General features: G+C 66.7%; 12 protein-coding genes and 1 pseudogene. 5 read left to right on the top strand and 8 right to left on the bottom strand.

All coding sequences use genetic code 11. The features are described from left to right. The first annotated feature begins 7 nt into the window (after window positions 1-7). Window positions 8-1,168, top strand: a complete 1,161-nt coding sequence (locus QAD21_RS20160) for a UDP-N-acetylmuramoyl-L-alanyl-D-glutamate--2,6-diaminopimelate ligase (protein WP_288812114.1) — start codon at window positions 8-10, stop codon at window positions 1,166-1,168. Window positions 1,169-1,176: 8 nt separating this feature from the next. Here QAD21_RS20160 and QAD21_RS20155 read toward each other — a convergent pair whose 3' ends face one another. From QAD21_RS20155 to QAD21_RS20145, 3 genes and pseudogenes are all read right to left on the bottom strand, one after another. Beyond that, window positions 1,177-2,604, bottom strand: coding sequence for a CHAD domain-containing protein (locus QAD21_RS20155; RefSeq protein WP_065631426.1), 1,428 nt, complete (start codon window positions 2,602-2,604; stop codon window positions 1,177-1,179). 89 nt (window positions 2,605-2,693) lie between these two features. Next, window positions 2,694-3,589 (bottom strand): annotated as a pseudogene (locus QAD21_RS20150) (MBL fold metallo-hydrolase). A 31-nt stretch (window positions 3,590-3,620) separates the two neighbouring features. Then, window positions 3,621-4,175 (bottom strand): DUF6328 family protein, encoded by a 555-nt coding sequence (locus tag QAD21_RS20145; protein WP_205333959.1) that lies wholly within the window; start codon window positions 4,173-4,175, stop codon window positions 3,621-3,623. A 198-nt stretch (window positions 4,176-4,373) separates the two neighbouring features. On the opposite strand from QAD21_RS20145, the gene QAD21_RS20140 reads away from it, so the two are divergent. Further along, window positions 4,374-5,150 (top strand): DUF427 domain-containing protein, encoded by a 777-nt coding sequence (locus QAD21_RS20140; RefSeq protein WP_068970191.1) that lies wholly within the window; start codon window positions 4,374-4,376, stop codon window positions 5,148-5,150. Window positions 5,151-5,181: 31 nt separating this feature from the next. Here the strand turns inward: QAD21_RS20140 and QAD21_RS20135 are convergent, their stop codons facing one another. Together QAD21_RS20135 and QAD21_RS20130 are read right to left on the bottom strand one after the other, a co-directional pair. Next, entirely contained in the window at window positions 5,182-6,501 is a 1,320-nt protein-coding gene (locus tag QAD21_RS20135; RefSeq protein ID WP_280360183.1) for a TerD family protein, read from the bottom strand. 155 nt (window positions 6,502-6,656) lie between these two features. Then, on the bottom strand, window positions 6,657-7,895 hold the full coding sequence (locus QAD21_RS20130; RefSeq protein WP_280360182.1) for a cytochrome P450: 1,239 nt from the start codon (window positions 7,893-7,895) through the stop codon (window positions 6,657-6,659). A 136-nt stretch (window positions 7,896-8,031) separates the two neighbouring features. On the opposite strand from QAD21_RS20130, the gene QAD21_RS20125 reads away from it, so the two are divergent. Next, complete coding sequence (locus QAD21_RS20125) at window positions 8,032-9,927, top strand: glycoside hydrolase family 15 protein (RefSeq protein ID WP_058249791.1); 1,896 nt, start codon at window positions 8,032-8,034, stop codon at window positions 9,925-9,927. A 75-nt stretch (window positions 9,928-10,002) separates the two neighbouring features. Here the strand turns inward: QAD21_RS20125 and QAD21_RS20120 are convergent, their stop codons facing one another. Together QAD21_RS20120 and QAD21_RS20115 are read right to left on the bottom strand one after the other, a co-directional pair. Next, window positions 10,003-11,403 carry a glucose-6-phosphate dehydrogenase (NADP(+)) gene (locus QAD21_RS20120; protein ID WP_068970185.1) on the bottom strand — a complete coding sequence of 467 codons (1,401 nt, stop codon included), beginning with the start codon at window positions 11,401-11,403 and terminating at the stop codon, window positions 10,003-10,005. Window positions 11,404-11,510: 107 nt separating this feature from the next. Continuing rightward, complete coding sequence (locus QAD21_RS20115) at window positions 11,511-12,614, bottom strand: hypothetical protein (RefSeq protein ID WP_068970186.1); 1,104 nt, start codon at window positions 12,612-12,614, stop codon at window positions 11,511-11,513. Window positions 12,615-12,875: 261 nt separating this feature from the next. Here QAD21_RS20115 and clpB point away from each other — a divergent pair, with 261 nt between their 5' ends. Beyond that, window positions 12,876-15,428 (top strand): ATP-dependent chaperone ClpB, encoded by a 2,553-nt coding sequence (gene clpB, locus QAD21_RS20110; RefSeq protein WP_068970187.1) that lies wholly within the window; start codon window positions 12,876-12,878, stop codon window positions 15,426-15,428. Window positions 15,429-15,495: 67 nt separating this feature from the next. Here clpB and QAD21_RS20105 read toward each other — a convergent pair whose 3' ends face one another. Next, window positions 15,496-15,786, bottom strand: a complete 291-nt coding sequence (locus tag QAD21_RS20105) for a helix-turn-helix domain-containing protein (RefSeq protein WP_139115427.1) — start codon at window positions 15,784-15,786, stop codon at window positions 15,496-15,498. A gap of 134 nt (window positions 15,787-15,920) precedes the next feature. On the opposite strand from QAD21_RS20105, the gene QAD21_RS20100 reads away from it, so the two are divergent. After that, window positions 15,921-16,922 carry a zinc-binding alcohol dehydrogenase family protein gene (locus QAD21_RS20100; protein ID WP_223258838.1) on the top strand — a complete coding sequence of 334 codons (1,002 nt, stop codon included), beginning with the start codon at window positions 15,921-15,923 and terminating at the stop codon, window positions 16,920-16,922. Window positions 16,923-16,940: the final 18 nt, after the last annotated feature.

Genomic DNA, 16,940 nt, shown 5'->3' with positions numbered 1-16,940 from the left:
ACGTGATCTGCGGATCTTCGGTGTCACCGGCACGAACGGCAAGACCAGCACGACCCACTTCGTCGATGCGGCCCTCGCGGCGACCGGGGAGGCGGGCGGGCTCATCTCCGGTGCGCGGGTCCGGGGCCCCGGGTACGACGTCGTCCCCGCCCGCACGACGCCGGAGGCGCCCATGCTGCAGCGGACCCTGGCGACCTTCCGACGCCACGGCGTCACCTGCTGCGCGATGGAGGTCTCCTCGCATGCGATCGATCAGGGAAGGGTCGACGGCACCGCATTCCGCGTGATGGCGTTCACCAACCTGTCCGACGACCATCTCGACTATCACGAGTCGATGGAGGGCTACTTCGCGACCAAGGCCGCGATGTTCACACCGGAGCGGACGCAGATCGCGGTGGTCGACATCGACGACCACTGGGGTGTGCGTCTGGCTGCCGGGACCACGACGGAGACCTGGACGTGCTCGACTCGACGCACGGACGCCGACGTCGTCGCCACCGATATCCGGGCCGGGCGTCTCGGCGCCGAGTTCACCGTCCACACGCCACACGGGCGATCCCGGGTCGGGCTGCAGGTGTTGGGGCCTCACCAGGTCGGCAACGCTCTACTGGCGCTCACCGCCGTGGTGGCAGACGGCGTCGACCTCGCCGCTGCGGCCGAGGGCGTCTCCTCGGTGACCGGCATCGCCGGACGGTGCGAACCCGTGCATGCCGGACAGCCGTATCGCGCGATCGTGGACTACATGCACAACACGGCGGGACAACACGCGATGTTCCCCTACCTGAGGTCGTTGACGGAGGACGGTCGGCTCATCGCCGTGGTCGGGGCAACCGGCGGACGCGATCCAGGGAAACGAGAACCACTGGGACAGGTCGCGGCGCGTTACGCGGACGTCGTGATCGTCACCGACGAGAGCCCCGAGGACGAGGACTCCGGCGAGATCAGGGCCAGTGTGCTGCGCGGCGCGCACCGGGAGGCGTCGGCGGTCGTCATCGAGGAACCCGACCGGCGGAGCGCATTCTCGACGGCCACGTCCATGGCCGGTGACCGCGACGTGGTCGTGGTCACCGGCCGGGGCAGCGACACCTTCCGCAGGTACGGGACCGAGACGTCGTTCTTCGACGATCACACCGAGTTACGGCGCGCGATCCTCGACACGTCGAGCTGAACGGGCGATCACTTTTTTCCGGACAGAACGGCGTCGCGGGCCGCGGCGGCCGCGTGGAGCTCGCGCTGATACAGGATGCCGTAGGTGAAACCGTTCTCTCCCTTGCGGATTCCCGCGGCGGCGCCCAGTTCCCGCAGGGCGCGGGCGGCAACGGCGGCATCCTGGTGTTCCCCCAGGACGGTCTGGATCTTCTTGTAGCGCTTGGCCTGCGCACGACCGATCGACCCGACGACGGGCGTGGCCAGCTCACCGGCGTAACGGGCGCGCTTGGCCGCCTTGCGCGCCCGATGCAGATCCTCCTCGTGCCCGGAGGCGAGGGCTTGCTTCAACCGCTTGTCCGCCTTGCGCGCCGCGCGGGTGGCGATCTGACGGACCTGCTTCTTCGAGATCTGGTCATCGACGAGCGGGACTGCCTCGTTCCAGGTCGTGAGGGTCGACAGCAGCCGGCGATACCGGTCCGATGTCATCTCGGCGGCGACGTTCTCGCGATGGTGGTGCTGCTGAGCGGAGAGTTCCTCCTCGATCCGCGCCGCAACCGGTCCGAGCACGAGCTCGTCGGGCAGTTCGGCGAGGGCGGTGGCGAATCGTGCGCGCAGGACCTCCCGGTCGCGCACCTCGCCGAGAACCCCTGCGAACCACCGCAGTTCGTCGTCGAGTCTCACGAGGCCGCTCGGCTCGAACAGCGGTGCCGCGGTCCGCAGCGTGCTCCGGAGACGGCGGATGGCGACGCGAACGCCGTGCACCGGGTTCTCACCGCGACGCAGCGCGACATCGCCGGCGAAGATGGTCGCGATCTGCTCGTGGACGTAGTCCAGTGCGGCGGCAGCGGCCGGCGACGCCGATCCGGCTCGGTGCGGTGCCTCGTGACCGATGGCGCGCTCGTACGTCGACGACGCCGACGCCGGACGCGCGCCGGCCCCGACCATCCGTTTGCGTACACCCTTGGGCACCGCATCCTTCGACGCGGAGCGCACCGCGACCTCGCGCCAGGACGTGGCGGTGGCGACCGGGCCGGTGGCGGTGGCGGAGACGGTGTCGTCGATCACCTCGTAGTCGGTCTCACCGTTCGCGTCGAGATGGCGGTGGCGGGTTCGGTGCGTGTGGACGATCGCCGCGACGCGAAGCGGTTTGCCGCCGCTCAGCCCCCAGAGGGCATCGGCAATCGTCGGCGGGACGGCCGTCGAGGGGGCGTCGATTCGTTCGGTGATGGCCTCAGCGGGGGAGGGGGTGACGACCCGCCAGCCGGCCGGACGCTCGTCCCCGTCGACGTAGACGACCGTGGTGCCGTGCGCGAGGAGGTCCCGGTCCTCGGTGTCGTAGTACGTGTCGCTGAAATCCGTCGACGTGATCTCGACGTCGCCGGGGTCTCCGAGGTCGGGGATGGCGCTGTCCAGACCGAAATCCCAGGTGTCTGCGCGGGTGGTGTCGGTGTGCACTACTCGCTCCTCACTCTCGCTGTGTCGCTGACACACCGAGGGTGTCCGAACCGGACATTCGGTAAACGTCGCGGAGCGGGACGACCGCCCTACGAGCGGTGGTAGACGCCGTCCTCGGAACGCGTGACCTGGCCGTGGCGCACGAGCCGTTCGAGGTGGAGTTCGGCTGTCCGTTTCTCCACCGCGTCGACGAAGGGCAGCTGGACATGCGGGCGATACACCAGCCGCTCGGTGGCGATCCCCTCGACCGTGAGTGGGCGGCGCAGCAACTCCAGCAGGCGTTCCTCGCGTCGATGGATGACGGCCTCGTAGTCGGCGAGACGTGATCGGAATTCGTCGGCGCCGGTGACCACGCCCTTCTGATGGAAGGTGCCGTACCAGCGGGCATCGATGTCGCGTACTCGCGCAATCGACGCGAGATAGTCGTCTACGCTGCTCCCCAGGTCGCCGTACATCGGTCCGAACGAGGTGAGGTCGATGTCGGCGAGATAGAGAAAGCCCGTGGGTTCGACGAGGATGCCGGAATGCCCGGCGGTGTGCCCGGGCAGGTGGACGACCGTCGCGGTGACCCCGCCGAGTTCGAAGGCGTGTCCGTCCTCGACCCCGGCGGCCTCGGGGAAGCCGGACGTCAACCGGAAGGTGTCGCCGATCTGGGCGTCGACGCCGGCCCTCTCCTCGTCGGTCAGTCCGTAGTTGTCGAGAAGGACCTGCAGGGATCGCACGCCATCGACGTCGGCGTGATGGGCGAACTTGTCCGCGGAGAAGTACCGGAGGCCAGCGATGTGGTCCTCGTGTGCGTGACTGATCATCACCGCGTCGGGTTGCACCGGGTCGTGGTCGACCTCGAGGGAGGGATCGACCACCAGGTCCCGGCGGAGCCGCGGACCACGACCGTGTTGCCGTAAGGAAACGCACCGCCATGCGCCGACGCGAGCACGGTCACCTGGTCGAAGTGTTCTTCGATGAAACTCGGCGCGAGGGTCACGTCGTCTGCGTACCGCGGCGGGGGAACGCTGTCAACGGCGGGGGTCGTCGACGGAGTCATCCCGCGCGCCGGTCACTGCGCGGAGCCACAGCGGCACGATCAGCCACGCGAGGGAGAACGTCACGAGGGTGACGATGCCCGCGATCGCCGACGGAACCGGTCCGGCGGTCGCTCCGAAGACGACGGTGACCGCACCGGACAGCGCCAGGCCGAGCAGGGTGAGGCCGGCGAAAGCCAGGTAATGCGCGTAGGTGACGATCAGCGCGAGCTGGTGCTGACGGAACAGGGCCCGGTGCAGCGCCACGGGCGCCGCCAGGAGGATCGCGGCGCCCACGGCACACGACACCGTGATCAGGTAGATCACTCGCAACGTGCCGCCGAGCTCTTCGAAACCGTCATGGAAGGGCAGCGTGAGTAGGAATCCGGTGAGGATCTGCACGCCGGTCTGCACGACCCGCAGCTCTTGCAGCAGCGAATTCCAGTTGCGATCCAGGCGTTGGGTTTCCGTTTCGTCGCGCTGGGCGTGATTCCACGCGGCGTCGCCGGACCCGGGTCTGGTGGGGTCGAGGTCCGACGGGCTGGTCATCTGCTCATCGTCGCACCACGGGGTTTCGTCGAGCGGTGCCTTCGCGTCTCGAAGCGGTTACTGCGCCGGGGCGGGTTCCCGCCGTCGTCACCAGATGTCCGCCCACGACGGAGCCGAACGGTTGACCGATCACGACCGGCGATGCAAAAGCCCGATCTGGCCTGGCGCGCGCGGCGTGACCGGAGGACCATCGGTCACATGGCCACGTCGATGGATGAGTTCACGATGTCCCAGCTGGGTTCACTGCGCTGGGCGGACATGCGGCGACGGGTGCGCGCGCTGGTCGACGGAGAAGTCGTCGTCGACTCCGCGAGGGCCATCCAGGTGTGGGAGCCCTACCGGGTGGTCGGATGCTATGCGGTGCCCGTCTCCGATGTCGTTGCGCCGCTGACCGATGCACAGTCAGTCGACGCCGCCGACGACCACGGACCGATCCTGACACCGGTCGATCCCTTCGACGTGCACACGACGCCCGGTACGACCTGCGACCTCGTGGCCGGCGGACGGACGCTGGCCGGCGCCGCGTTCCGTCCGGACGATGCCGATCTCGCCGGCCACGTCCTGCTGGACTGGTCGGGCTTCGACGAGTGGCGCGAAGAGGAACAGACGGCGGTCGGTCATCCGCACGATCCGTTCCAGCGCATCGACTGCCTCGACACCGGCAGACATGTGATGGTGACGGTGGGAGGATCGGTCCTGGCGGACAGTCGACGCCCGACCCTGCTGCTCGAAACCCACCTGCCGCCCCGACACTATCTGCCGCGCGAGGACGTCCGGATGGATCTACTCGTGCCGTCGGACACGGTCACGGTCTGCGCGTACAAGGGCGAGGCAACCTACTGGTCGGCCGTCGTCGGCGACGAGGTCATCCCTGATGTGGCATGGACCTACACCGATCCGCTCACCGACGCCGAGCCCGTCCGGGACCTCATCTGCTTCTACGACGAGCGGGTCGATCTGACCGTCGAAAGGTGAACAGCCGAAACCGAATCGGTCCTCTCGACGGTCAGAGTTCACCGTCGTAGCGGTCCAGACCGGACCCGCTGTTCTTCTTGCTGCGTCCGGTCGGCGCCTCCTTGGCGCTGCGCACCCACTTCCCGGTGCGGTCGAGCGTGGGCATCCGCTCGGAGAAGAACTTGCTGTAGCGGGTCGTTCCGTCGACCTTCAACACACCGTCCTGCACGTCGATGTGTGCGACCGTCGCCCAGAACGAGTTCTTGCCGTTGCCGACATGGATGAGGATCTCGTCGCTGTCCGGCCCGGGCAGACCGTCCTTGCCCGGTCTGCCGTATCGAATCGCCACTCTGGGCCTGCCGAACTTGTCGATCGCGCCGGCTCCGTTGTCGACGGATTGGTAGACGTTGACGAGGAGATCGCCGTTCTCCTTCGGCAGGACCGTGACCTGCTCGACGGCGGGCTTGTTGCCTCGCCCTGGACCGCGGCTGTCCCCGTGGTGCTCGATGAAGGGCCAACTCCGCAAATCGCCGCGATGCGCCTTCTCGCCACTGATGACCACGTACCGATGAGCGACCTCGTCACGGCAGAAGAAGTACACGTCGAGGTCACCCTTGCCGTACTTCGTCACCCGACCGTCGGCCCCGTACTCCGCGCCCCGTCCGTCCCACTCGAGGCCCACGGTGAGAACCCAGTCCGACGACCCTTTGCGCAGGTCGATCGACGCGGTCTTGTCGCGGGAGTCCTTCGTGATGGAGACCTTGACCTTCGAAAGATTGGCCGGCGGTGCTGCCGAAACCTCCTGCGGCGACTCCGGAACCTGCTGCGGCACAGCGTTCACCGGGGCGCCGGTTGTTGAAGCGGCGAGCTCGGGCGGTTGTTCCGGTGCGTCGTCGACGGTGATCCCGAAGTCGGTGGCGAATGCCGCCAGCCCCTGGCTGTAGCCCTGCCCGATCGCGTCGAGCTTCCACTGTCCGTTCCGGCGGTAGAACCCCACCAGCTGCAGGACGGTCTCGGTTCCGGGATCCGGTGGCGTGAACGTCCACGTGCCCGAACCCGAGATGGTCACCGTCAGCGAGCCGATCTGTTCGAATGTCTTGTGCTGCGCCTCGGTGCTCGCCGCGACGACGACCCGCTCGACGTCGGCGGGCACCGACGTCAGGTCGACCGCACATGAATCCGAACCGCGGAGCCGAACGCCCGAGGAAGCCGGGTTGTTGAAGAAGATCAGGTCGTCGTCCGTGCGGACCCTGTCACCGGCCGTCAGGAGCACGGCGATGAGGTCGACGTCGCCGGGTGACGCGCTCGCAACTTCGACGAGGTGTGCGGTCGTGCTCAGGGTGGTCTTGGAGCCCTTGGTGAGCTCGTGCACAACTACTCCTCGGGGATGGTGGTCAGGCAGCCCCGATGGTAAGCGAGGTGCCGCGACCCGGGCGCGCCGTCGGCCGATCGGGACCCCGGTCTGTCGATTGTCGGAATGACGCTCCGGCACAACGCTTCCGATGCTCGGATCGGGCCGGTCGCTGCTCAGCGCAGCGAATACCTGATCGGCAGGTGCTTGAGACCGCCGACGAACACCGTCGCGGCCAGCTCTGGTGTCCCGGCCAGTTCGATGGAGTCGAGTCGCGAGATCAGTTCGGCGAAGAAGCTCCGCATCTCCATCCGGGCCAGGGCGGCGCCGAGGCAGAAGTGGACGCCGTGACCGAACGACAGATGTTTGTTGGGGAACCGGCCGACGTCGAAGGTGAACGGGTCGTCGAAGACGTCCTCGTCCCGATTGCCCGACGTGTAGGCGAGATAGACGGATTCGCCCTTGGCGATGGGCACACCGCGCACCGAGGTGTCCTCGGCGGCGGTGCGCATGAACTCCTTGACCGGTGTGGTCCACCGGATCATCTCCTCGACCGCGGTCCCCACGAGTTCGGGCTCGCGTCGAAGTCGTTCGAGTTCACCGGGGTTCTCGATGAGCGCCCGCAGGCCGCCGGAGATGGCGTCCTTGGTGGTGTCGTGGCCGGCGCTGGCGACGATCACGTAGTACGACGCGGTGTCGACGTCGGACAGGGGCTCGCCGTCGATGAGGCCGTTGGCGATGGCGGACGCCAGGTCGTCTGTGGGGTGGGCGCGTCGTGATGCGGTGAGTTCGCTGAAGTACGCGAAGAAGTCGAGCAGCGTCGTCATCCGCTCCTCGAGCGTTGCGCCGCGCCGGTATTCGACGTCGTCGGCGCCGAACAGTTCCTGTGTGAGCTGGTGCATCCGAGGGAAGTCCTCCTCGGGGAGGCCCAACAGCGACAGGATCACGTACAGCGGGAAGCCGACCGCGACCTCCTCGACGAAGTCGCACTCGGGTCCGATGTCGCGCATCCTGTCGACGTAGCGCTTCGCGAGCTCGTCGACGCGGGTCTGCAAGTCGCGTAGGGCTTTCGGACGGAACCAGTCGGCGCCGATCGCGCGGACCTTGCGGTGGTGCGGGTCGTCCATGTGGATCAGGGTGCGCAGTCCGGCACCGGACTCCAGCTGAGCACGTGCCACATCGTCGGCGGCGGCGGTGGTCAACACCGGACGCGGTTCGCTGAGCCAAAGGTTGTTGTCGCGCTCGATGTCCATGATGTCGGCGTGCTTGGTGATCGCGAAGAACGGCCGGTAGGGGCCGTGGTCGACACGCGGTACCGGATTGTGTGCCCGCAGGTGGGCCATCGCGGCGTGCAGTCGCGGCTCGTCGGCGTAGGCCTTGGCGTCGGCGAAGACGTTGGCGGCGTCGTCGGTCATGCTCGTGTCCACGCTGCTTGTCGGCACCGTTGTCCTTCCGTCGAGGGTCGATCGCTGTCGAGTGTCCGGTATCGGCGGGTTTCAGACCGGCGTATTGGGGAACCCGGTCGCCCATCCGAGATGAGGCAGGCACCGAATGGCCGGCATGAGCACCCCTTCCGAATCAGGCGAGGACGCGGCTGCGACGGCTCGATGCGACGGCGCGACGACGGCCGACGCCACCGGTGACTATCTGCCGATCGCCGACCACGGTGTCATCGGGGACCTGCGTACCGCGGCCGTCGTGGGAGTCGACGGGCGGATCGACTGGTTCTGTTGTCCGCGGTTCGACTCGCCGAGTGTGTTCGGTTCGTTGCTCGACGCCCGCCGCGGCGGTGCCTGGACCGTGGAACCCATCGACGGAGAGGTCACCACGCGGCAGTTCTACCTCCCCGACTCCAACGTGCTCGTCACCCGCTTCCTGAGCGAGGACGGTGTCGCCGAGGTCCAGGACCTCATGCCGATCGCGCGCCCGCACGATCCCGACCATCGCACGCGGATCATCCGTCGGGTCTCCTGCGTGCGCGGCTCCGTGGAGTTCCGCGTGACGGTTGCGCCGCGGTTCGATTACGGGCGCCAGGCGCACACCGTCGTCGTCGAGGACGAACGCCGACTCCGTTTCGAGACCGACGATCTGGTGTTGCATCTCGCGTCGACGGTCGATGTCGACACCGTCGACGACCGGGATGCACAGGCCCACTTCACCGTCGAGACCGGTCAGTGCGTGACGTTCGTCCTCGCCCCCGACCCCATCGGGTCCGACATGCTCGACCACGACAGTTCTCCCGCGGTCGTCGCCGCGACGGTCGCATTCTGGCAGGACTGGGTCTCGCGCTCCTCCTACACGGGCCGGTGGCGGGAGATGGTGCACCGGTCGGCGCTCACGCTCAAACTGCTGACGCACGAACCGTCGGGGGCGGTGGTGTCCGCGGTGACCGCCGCGCTTCCCGAAGAGATCGGCGGCGAACGGAACTGGGACTACCGCTACGTGTGGATCCGCGATGCCGCCTTCACGCTCTACGCGCTACTGCGGCTGGGTTTCACCGACGAGGCGGGCGCGTTCATGGACTGGCTGACCTGCCGGTTCGACGATGGCGCCGACGAAGCGGGGGATCTGGGGCCGCTGCGGTTGATGTACACCGTCGACGGGGATCCGCCGCCGAAGGAGACCGAACTCGACCACTGGGAGGGTTACCGGCAGACCTCGCCGGTGTTGGTCGGAAACGCCGCCGCCGACCAGCTCCAGCTGGACATCTACGGCGAGCTCATCGACTCGGTGTACCTGTACAACAAGTACGGACCGGGGATCTCCTACGGGTCCTGGACGCATCTGTGCACGGTGGCCGGATGGCTCGTCGACAACTGGGATCGTCCGGACCAGAGCATCTGGGAGGTGCGGAGCAAGCCGCAGGACTACGTCTACTCGCGAGTGATGTCGTGGGTGGCCCTCGAGCGGATGATCCGGATGAGTCGGCAGCGCGGTCTACCGGGCGACGTCGCCGGTTGGATGAAGGCCCGCGACGACATCTTCCTGCAGATCATGGAGCGGGGCTGGAACGATGACGTGGGGGCCTTCGTCCAGACGCTCGACTCCGATCGGCTCGACGCCGCGCTGTTGCTCATCCCCGCCGTGAAGTTGTTGTCGCCCACCGATGATCGGTTCCTCCGCACGCTCGAGCGGATCGAGGAAGAACTGGTGAGCGACTCCCTGGTGTTCCGGTACGACACCGACGGCGGGCACGACGGGCTCGACGGTGCCGAGGGGACGTTCTCCCTGTGCTCGTTCTGGTATGTCGAAGCACTCACCCGGGTCGGCCGCCTGGCCGACGCCCGGCTGGCGCTGGAGAAGATGTTCACCCACGCCAATCACCTCGGCCTCTATGCCGAGCAGGTCGGACTCACCGGCGAACAACTCGGCAACATGCCGCAGGCGTTCACCCACCTCGCACTCATCAGCGCGGCCATCAATCTCGATAGACGGCTTGGTGATTGAACTGAGCGCCACGGGATCCGGTTGCGCTTTGTGCCGGTAACCGGGACAAACCACAACCGGATCTCATGTCCGCGTTCAGATCCAGCCGGACCCGCCGCACAGGTCGTCGGCGGCCGCGGGGCCGGTCGATCCAGCCGCATACGGTTGCGGCGCCGGCGGATTCGCCAGCACCGGTGCGGCCACCTCCCACACATGCGCGAGGCCGTCGGGTCGGGTGAACAGCGACCGATCGCCGCGCAGCACGTCGACGATGAGTCGGGCATAGGGCGACAGGCCGTCGGCCACCTTGTCGAGCTGTTCGGTCATGTGGGCGACGGAGAGGTCGGTGCCCGAACCGGGTTCCTTGACGGTGACCGCCAGATCGATGGCACCATCGCCGGCCAGATCGAAGGTCAGCACGGTGCCGTCCTCAGGGGTATCGGTCAGCGGACCGTCGGCGGGGGAGCGGAACACGAGGCTGAGTCGCTGGGAGCTGTGGTCGAGCATCTTGCCGGTCCGCAGCAGGAACGGGACGCCGTGCCAGCGGTTGGTGTCGACCCACAGGCGGACTGCCGCGAACGTCTCGGTGGTGGAGTCCGCGGGGATGCCGTCGGTGTCGCGGTACCCCTCGTACTGGCCGAAGACCACCTCGGTGGGGTCCAGCGGCCGGAACGCCGCGATGACCGACTCCCGCGCGTCGAGCAGGTCGTCGGCGCCGAGCGACACCGGGGGTTCCATCGCGACTTCGGCCGCCACCTGGAACAGGTGGGTGACGATCATGTCCAGGAATGCGCCGGTGGCGTCGTAGAAGGCGGCGCGGTCGGCGATGTCGAGGGTCTCCGGGACGTCGATCTGGACTTCTGCCACGTGTTCGCGGTTCCACACCCCCGAGAACAACCCGTTGGCAAAACGGAGGACGTGAAGGTTCTGGGTGCTCTCCTTCCCCAGAAAGTGGTCGATCCGGTAGATCTGCTTCTCGTCCAGGGATTCGTGGACCGCCTTGTCGAGAGTCCGGAAGCCGTCGGGGGACGTACCGAACGGCTTCTCGTAGACGACTCGGGATCCCTTCGCAAGATCGTGCGCGGCAATGGCTTTCGTGTAGTCGACGAAGGTGGTCGGTGGGAGGGCCAGATAGTGGACCAGTTGAGCACCGTCGCCGACGGCGTCACGGGCCGCGTCGATCACCTCTGGCAGACGGCCGGGGTCGTCGACGGTGAACCCGCCGCCGGCGAAGCGGATGGTCTCGGCGAACGCTTCCCATTCGTCCGATGACACCGACCCGTCCGGACCGAACTCCTCGATCGCGTCCTTCACATGTTGCCGGAATTCATCGTCGGTCCGGTCGCCGCGTCCGTTGCCGATCAGCTGCCATCCGTCGGGGAGCAGGTCTCGCCGGTGGAGTTCGTACAGCGACGGCAGGACCATCCGCTTGGCGAGGTCGCCCGTCGACCCGAAGAGGATGAAGATCACCGGCCCGGTGGAGTTGTCTGTGGTCACTCAATCCATATTGCGCGAACAGATGTGCAGAGTGCGGGATGTGTGCTGGATTCCGTTACCGATCGCGCACTGTGGACGTCAGCGGATCCCTGCGCCGCCGGCCAAGTCTAGTCCTGCGGAGGTCCTGGCAGGGGGAGCGCAGATACCACGGCAGGGCGTAACGCGACGGGAACGACGTACCTGTCGCCCTCGAGCGTCAGCCAGCCTTCTTCGATGTACAACTCGAGCCGACGATGGATTGCCTCGACGAGGAACTCGCTGAGTCCGAGTTTGGGGACCCAGGCGTTGATCTCGGCGATACTCAGCGGTGAATCGCCGAGTCCGCTAATGACCACGCCGATCAAGGACGACGAGAAGTCGATGTCGGGGTTGTATTCCCGAGGAAAGCCGGACCGAACCCATGCGGTGAGACCCACCCGCAGCACGTCGATCCGGGGCTCGTCCCGCCACAGATGGGCGGCGCGCCCGGGACGTGCGCTCGAGGTATTGGCTTCGACGATATCGAGGGCCTGGGCAAAGCCCCACAGGTGATGTAACGACGCGACGTCGCTCATGCTCTTGACGTGAGCGGGGAAGTCGATGTCGAGTCGGCGGGCGAGGTCGCGGGCCTCGGCCGGTTTGAGCCACCGACTCTGCGTGGTGGGGCGGTGCGGACCCAGCCAGTCCAACAGCTCGGTGACCCGCCGGACGGGCTGTGTGTCCAGGAGGGCAGCGCGTTCGGTGGCCTCGTCGACTTCCTCGATTGTCGTGGTCCGTAACTCGAGCCCGGAGGCAAGGGCAAACTGCTCGGCGGCATAGGCCGATACGGATTCGGTGCTGAGCCACATGCCGGTCTCGACCAGGTAGCGGCGCAGCGTCTCGATCGCGATGGCGAGCGGTTTGGCGTCCTGCTGCTGGTTCGACTCGATGTGGTTGAGCATCGACACCATGGTGTCGACGTCGTCGGTAGTCCAGGAGAGCGGATCGAAACCGGGGTTCGTCTGCCCGACGGCGTCGAGCACGATGAACGCGTACGCCCCGATGTGGGTGACAGCTTCCTCGTCGCCGGGGAAGACCTCATCGCGGAGCCACGACTTGAATGATTCGGGAGCAACGTGTCGCCTTGCTGTGCCGAAAAGCGGTACCACGTTGGAGTGGTTGCCACTGCCGGAGTCGTGTTTGCGCTTACGTTGGGCGCGGCGCTTCTTCTTGTCGCGTGAAAGCTGTGACATCGGGCTCAAGAATAGGCGCCCGACTTGTGCGTCGTTCAATACTGCGGATCGGTTTGTCGCGTTCCGGAGAGTCTGTGGCGTCGGGTCCCGAGCCTGGACGGCTGTGAGGGCGGGGGATCGCCAACCCCCGACATCCTGGAGCAAGTGGTCTATGTCACAGAAACTTCAGGCTTGAGCGGAATGCACTCAACTATGTTGGCGTTGTAGACCGCGTATGGCTCATACTTGAGCCTGTTGGACTTAAGAGAAAGGTGCACGCGAGTGGACAGCTTCACCCCCACCACCAAGACGCAGCAAGCATTGAGTTCTGCTGTGCAGGCGGCGGCCAGTGCTGGCAACCCCGACGTGCGACCGGCCCACATCCTCGTGGCACTGCTCAATCAGTCCGACGGCATCGCGTCGCCGCTGCTCAAGGCAGTGGGCGTGGACCCGTCGAGCGTTCGTGCGCAGGCCCAGGCTCTGGTCGATCGCATGCCGACGGTGTCCGGCGCCAGCTCGACGCCTCAACTATCCCGCGAATCGATCGCGGCCGTCACCGCAGCTCAGCAGCTGGCCGGTGAGCTCGACGACGAGTACGTCTCGACCGAGCACGTCGTCGTCGGCCTGGCGACCGGTGATTCCGACATCGCCAAACTGCTGCACAACCTCGGTGCGACTCCGCAGGCTCTGCGCGAGGCGTTCGTCGCCGTGCGCGGCAGCGCACGGGTCACCTCCGAGGATCCCGAATCGACCTACCAGGCTCTCGAGAAGTACTCGACCGACCTGACCGCGGCCGCCCGCGAGGGCAAGCTCGACCCGGTCATCGGCCGCGACACCGAGATCCGGCGCGTCGTGCAGGTGCTCAGCCGGCGGACCAAGAACAACCCGGTCCTCATCGGTGAGCCCGGCGTCGGCAAGACCGCCATCGTCGAAGGTCTCGCGCAGCGCATCGTCGCCGGCGACGTGCCGGAGTCGTTGCGCAACAAGACCGTCATCTCCCTCGACATGGGTTCGATGGTCGCCGGTGCGAAGTACCGCGGCGAGTTCGAGGAGCGGCTCAAGGCCGTGCTCGACGAGATCAAGGGGTCGGCCGGACAGGTCATCACCTTCATCGACGAGCTGCACACGATCGTCGGAGCCGGTGCGACAGGCGATTCCGCGATGGACGCCGGCAACATGATCAAGCCGATGCTCGCCCGTGGTGAGCTGCGGCTGGTCGGTGCCACCACCCTCGAGGAGTACCGCAAGTACATCGAGAAGGACGCCGCACTAGAGCGTCGCTTCCAGCAGGTGTACGTCGGCGAGCCGTCGGTCGAAGACGCCATCGGCATCCTCCGCGGCCTGAAGGACCGGTACGAGGTGCACCACGGCGTGCGCATCACCGACTCCGCATTGGTCGCTGCCGCATCGCTTTCCGATCGCTACATCACCTCGCGCTTCCTGCCCGACAAGGCCATCGACCTCGTCGACGAGGCCGCGTCGCGGTTGCGGATGGAGATCGACTCGCGCCCCGTCGAGATCGACGAGGTCGAGCGGATCGTCCGCCGTCTCGAAGTCGAGGAGGTCGCCTTGCAGAAGGAGACCGACGCGGCGTCGAAGGAGCGGCTCGAGAAGCTCCGCGCCGAGCTGGCCGACCAGAAGGAGAAGCTCAACGAGCTCTCCGCCCGGTGGCAGTCGGAGAAGACCGCGATCGACGCGGTCCGAGACCTCAAAGAGGAGCTGGAAAGGCTTCGCGGCGAGGCTGATCGCGCGGAGCGCGACGGTGATCTCGGACGCGCCGCCGAGCTGCGGTACGGTCGCGTCCCCGGACTGGAGAAGGAGCTCGAGGCCGCGATCGAGAAGACCGGCACGGATCCTTCTCAGGACGTGATGCTGCAGGAGGAGGTCGGACCCGACGACGTGGCCCAGGTCGTGTCGGCGTGGACCGGAATCCCGGCCGGACGCATGCTCGAAGGCGAGACCGCCAAGCTGCTGCGCATGGAAGAGGAACTGGGACACCGGGTCATCGGTCAGAAGGATGCGGTGCAGGCGGTGTCCGACGCGGTGCGTCGTGCCCGCGCCGGTGTCGCGGACCCGAACCGGCCGCTCGGCTCGTTCATGTTCCTCGGCCCCACCGGTGTCGGTAAGACCGAGCTGGCCAAGGCGCTCGCCGAGTTCCTGTTCGACGACGAGCGGGCGATGGTCCGCATCGACATGAGCGAGTACGGCGAGAAGCACAGCGTGGCAAGGCTCGTCGGTGCTCCGCCCGGTTACGTCGGGTACGAGGCCGGCGGCCAGCTGACCGAGGCGGTGAGGCGTCGTCCGTACACGGTGGTCCTGTTCGACGAGATCGAGAAGGCTCACCCGGACGTGTTCGACGTGCTGCTGCAGGTACTGGACGAAGGTCGACTGACCGACGGTCAGGGCCGGACGGTGGACTTCCGCAACACCATCCTGATCCTCACCTCGAACCTCGGTGCGGGGGGCGACAAGGATCACGTCATGATGGCGGTGCGGTCGGCGTTCAAGCCGGAGTTCATCAACCGTCTCGACGACGTGGTGATCTTCGACGCCCTGAGCCCGGAGGAACTGGTGTCGATCGTCGACATCCAGCTCGACCAGCTCAAGAAGCGCCTCGCGCAGCGTCGCCTCGACCTCGAGGTGTCGACCAAGGCCAAGGAATGGCTGGGCGCACGCGGATTCGACCCGCTGTACGGTGCTCGCCCGCTGCGCCGCCTGGTGCAGCAGGCCATCGGTGACCAGCTCGCCAAGCAGCTGCTCGCCGGCGACATCCGCGACGGTGACGTCGTGCCGGTCAACGTCAGTGCCGACGGAGAGTCGTTGGTACTCGGCTGAGTTCGTGACTGACAAGTGAATGACAAAGGGACCCATCCTTCGGGATGGGTCCCTTTGTCTGCGCCGGCTACGGATGTGGGAAGCGGTCGAGGTTGTCCTCTACCCACAGGCGCAGTGCGTCCAGCGGCCCGGCGGCGTCCACCCCGAGTTCCGTCAGTTCGTATTCGACGTGCAGCGGGACCGCCGGATAGACGGTGCGGGTGAGCATCCCGGCTGTCTCCAACCGACGCAGAGTCGCCGTGAGGACTTTGGGGCTGATCCCGTCCAGCCGCACGCGGAGCTCTCCGAACCGCATCGGTCGATCGCGGAGGGCGCCGATGACCAGGGCGCTCCACTTGTCGGCGAGAAGGTCGAGCATCCCTCGGCAGGGACACGACGCAGAGTAGGCGTCTCCGCGATGGGACGGTAGTGACATGGCGCTGGCCTCGATGCTTTCTATTGGATACTAGGAGCCCTTGCGGGTAACTGGGGTCGTGGGGATACCTTAGCGCCATGACACGAGAGATGACAGCCCTGGTCGCGGTCGCTGCGAACTCCGTCGAGGACCCGAGCGCGTTCGCCGAGACGACAATGCCGGTGCCGGCCCCCCGTCCGCACGATCTCCTCGTCGAGGTCCGCGCGGTCTCGGTCAACCCGGTGGACACCAAAGTGCGTGCAGGCCTGCGTGACTCCGATCCGCCGCGTGTTCTGGGATTCGACGCGGCGGGGATTGTCGTCGGGATCGGCGACGAGGTGTCGAGGTTTGCCGTCGGGGACGAGGTCTACTACGCCGGTTCGATCGATCGGCCGGGAACGAATGCCGAGTTCCATCTTGTCGATGAGCGGATCGTCGGGCGCAAACCGTCGTCCCTCGACTTCGGCGCGGCTGCCGCACTGCCGTTGACCACGATCACTGCCTGGGAGTCGTTGTTCGAGAAGCTGCGGGTCAATTCCGCGGACTCGGGAACGATCGTCGTGGTGGCGGGTGCCGGGGGCGTCGGCTCGATGGTCATTCAGTTGTCCCGGACCCTGACTGATCTCACCGTGATCGCAACCGCGTCACGGCCTGAGTCGCAGGAATGGGCGCGAGGACTCGGTGCCCACCACGTCGTCGACCCGAGACGCCTGCGCGAGGACGTGCGGGCATACGCTCCGCGCGGTGTGGACTACATCTTCTCGCCCCACTCGGACGGAAATGTCGAGTCCTATGCCGACATCATGGGTGTACACGGTCAGGTCGTCGCCATTGACGAGCCCGAAGGTCTCGATACCCTCCCGCTGAAGCAGAAGAGCCAGAGTTGGCATTGGGAGTTGATGTTCTCCAAGCCGTTGTTCGCACCGGAAGACGACTCACAACACGAGATCCTCGGCCGGGTCGCCGAACTCGTCGACGCCGGCAAGATTCGCAGCACTGTCAACCGTGAACTGGCTGGTTTCACGATCGAGAATCTTCGTACAGCGCACCGAGTCTCCGAATCCGGAGGGGCGATCGGCAAGGTGGTCCTCACGCGCTGACCACCGCGGATGAGCCGG

This window comes from Gordonia sp. SMJS1 (assembly GCF_029866425.1).
Taxonomy (GTDB): Bacteria; Actinomycetota; Actinomycetes; order Mycobacteriales; family Mycobacteriaceae; genus Gordonia; species Gordonia hongkongensis.
The sequence above is the reverse complement of the archived record's forward strand: the minus strand, read 5'-3'. Positions and strand labels throughout refer to the sequence as shown.

Excerpts from the sequence above, each read along its gene's own strand:
- QAD21_RS20145 (WP_205333959.1), bottom strand. The coding sequence starts at position 4,175 with ATGACCAGCCCGTCGGACCTCGACCCCACCAGACCCGGGTCCGGCGAC.
- QAD21_RS20140 (WP_068970191.1), top strand. The coding sequence starts at position 4,374 with ATGGCCACGTCGATGGATGAGTTCACGATGTCCCAGCTGGGTTCACTG.
- QAD21_RS20130 (WP_280360182.1), bottom strand. The coding sequence starts at position 7,895 with ATGACCGACGACGCCGCCAACGTCTTCGCCGACGCCAAGGCCTACGCC.
- QAD21_RS20125 (WP_058249791.1), top strand. The coding sequence starts at position 8,032 with ATGGCCGGCATGAGCACCCCTTCCGAATCAGGCGAGGACGCGGCTGCG.
- QAD21_RS20115 (WP_068970186.1), bottom strand. The coding sequence starts at position 12,614 with ATGTCACAGCTTTCACGCGACAAGAAGAAGCGCCGCGCCCAACGTAAG.
- QAD21_RS20105 (WP_139115427.1), bottom strand. The coding sequence starts at position 15,786 with ATGCTCGACCTTCTCGCCGACAAGTGGAGCGCCCTGGTCATCGGCGCC.
- QAD21_RS20100 (WP_223258838.1), top strand. The coding sequence starts at position 15,921 with ATGACACGAGAGATGACAGCCCTGGTCGCGGTCGCTGCGAACTCCGTC.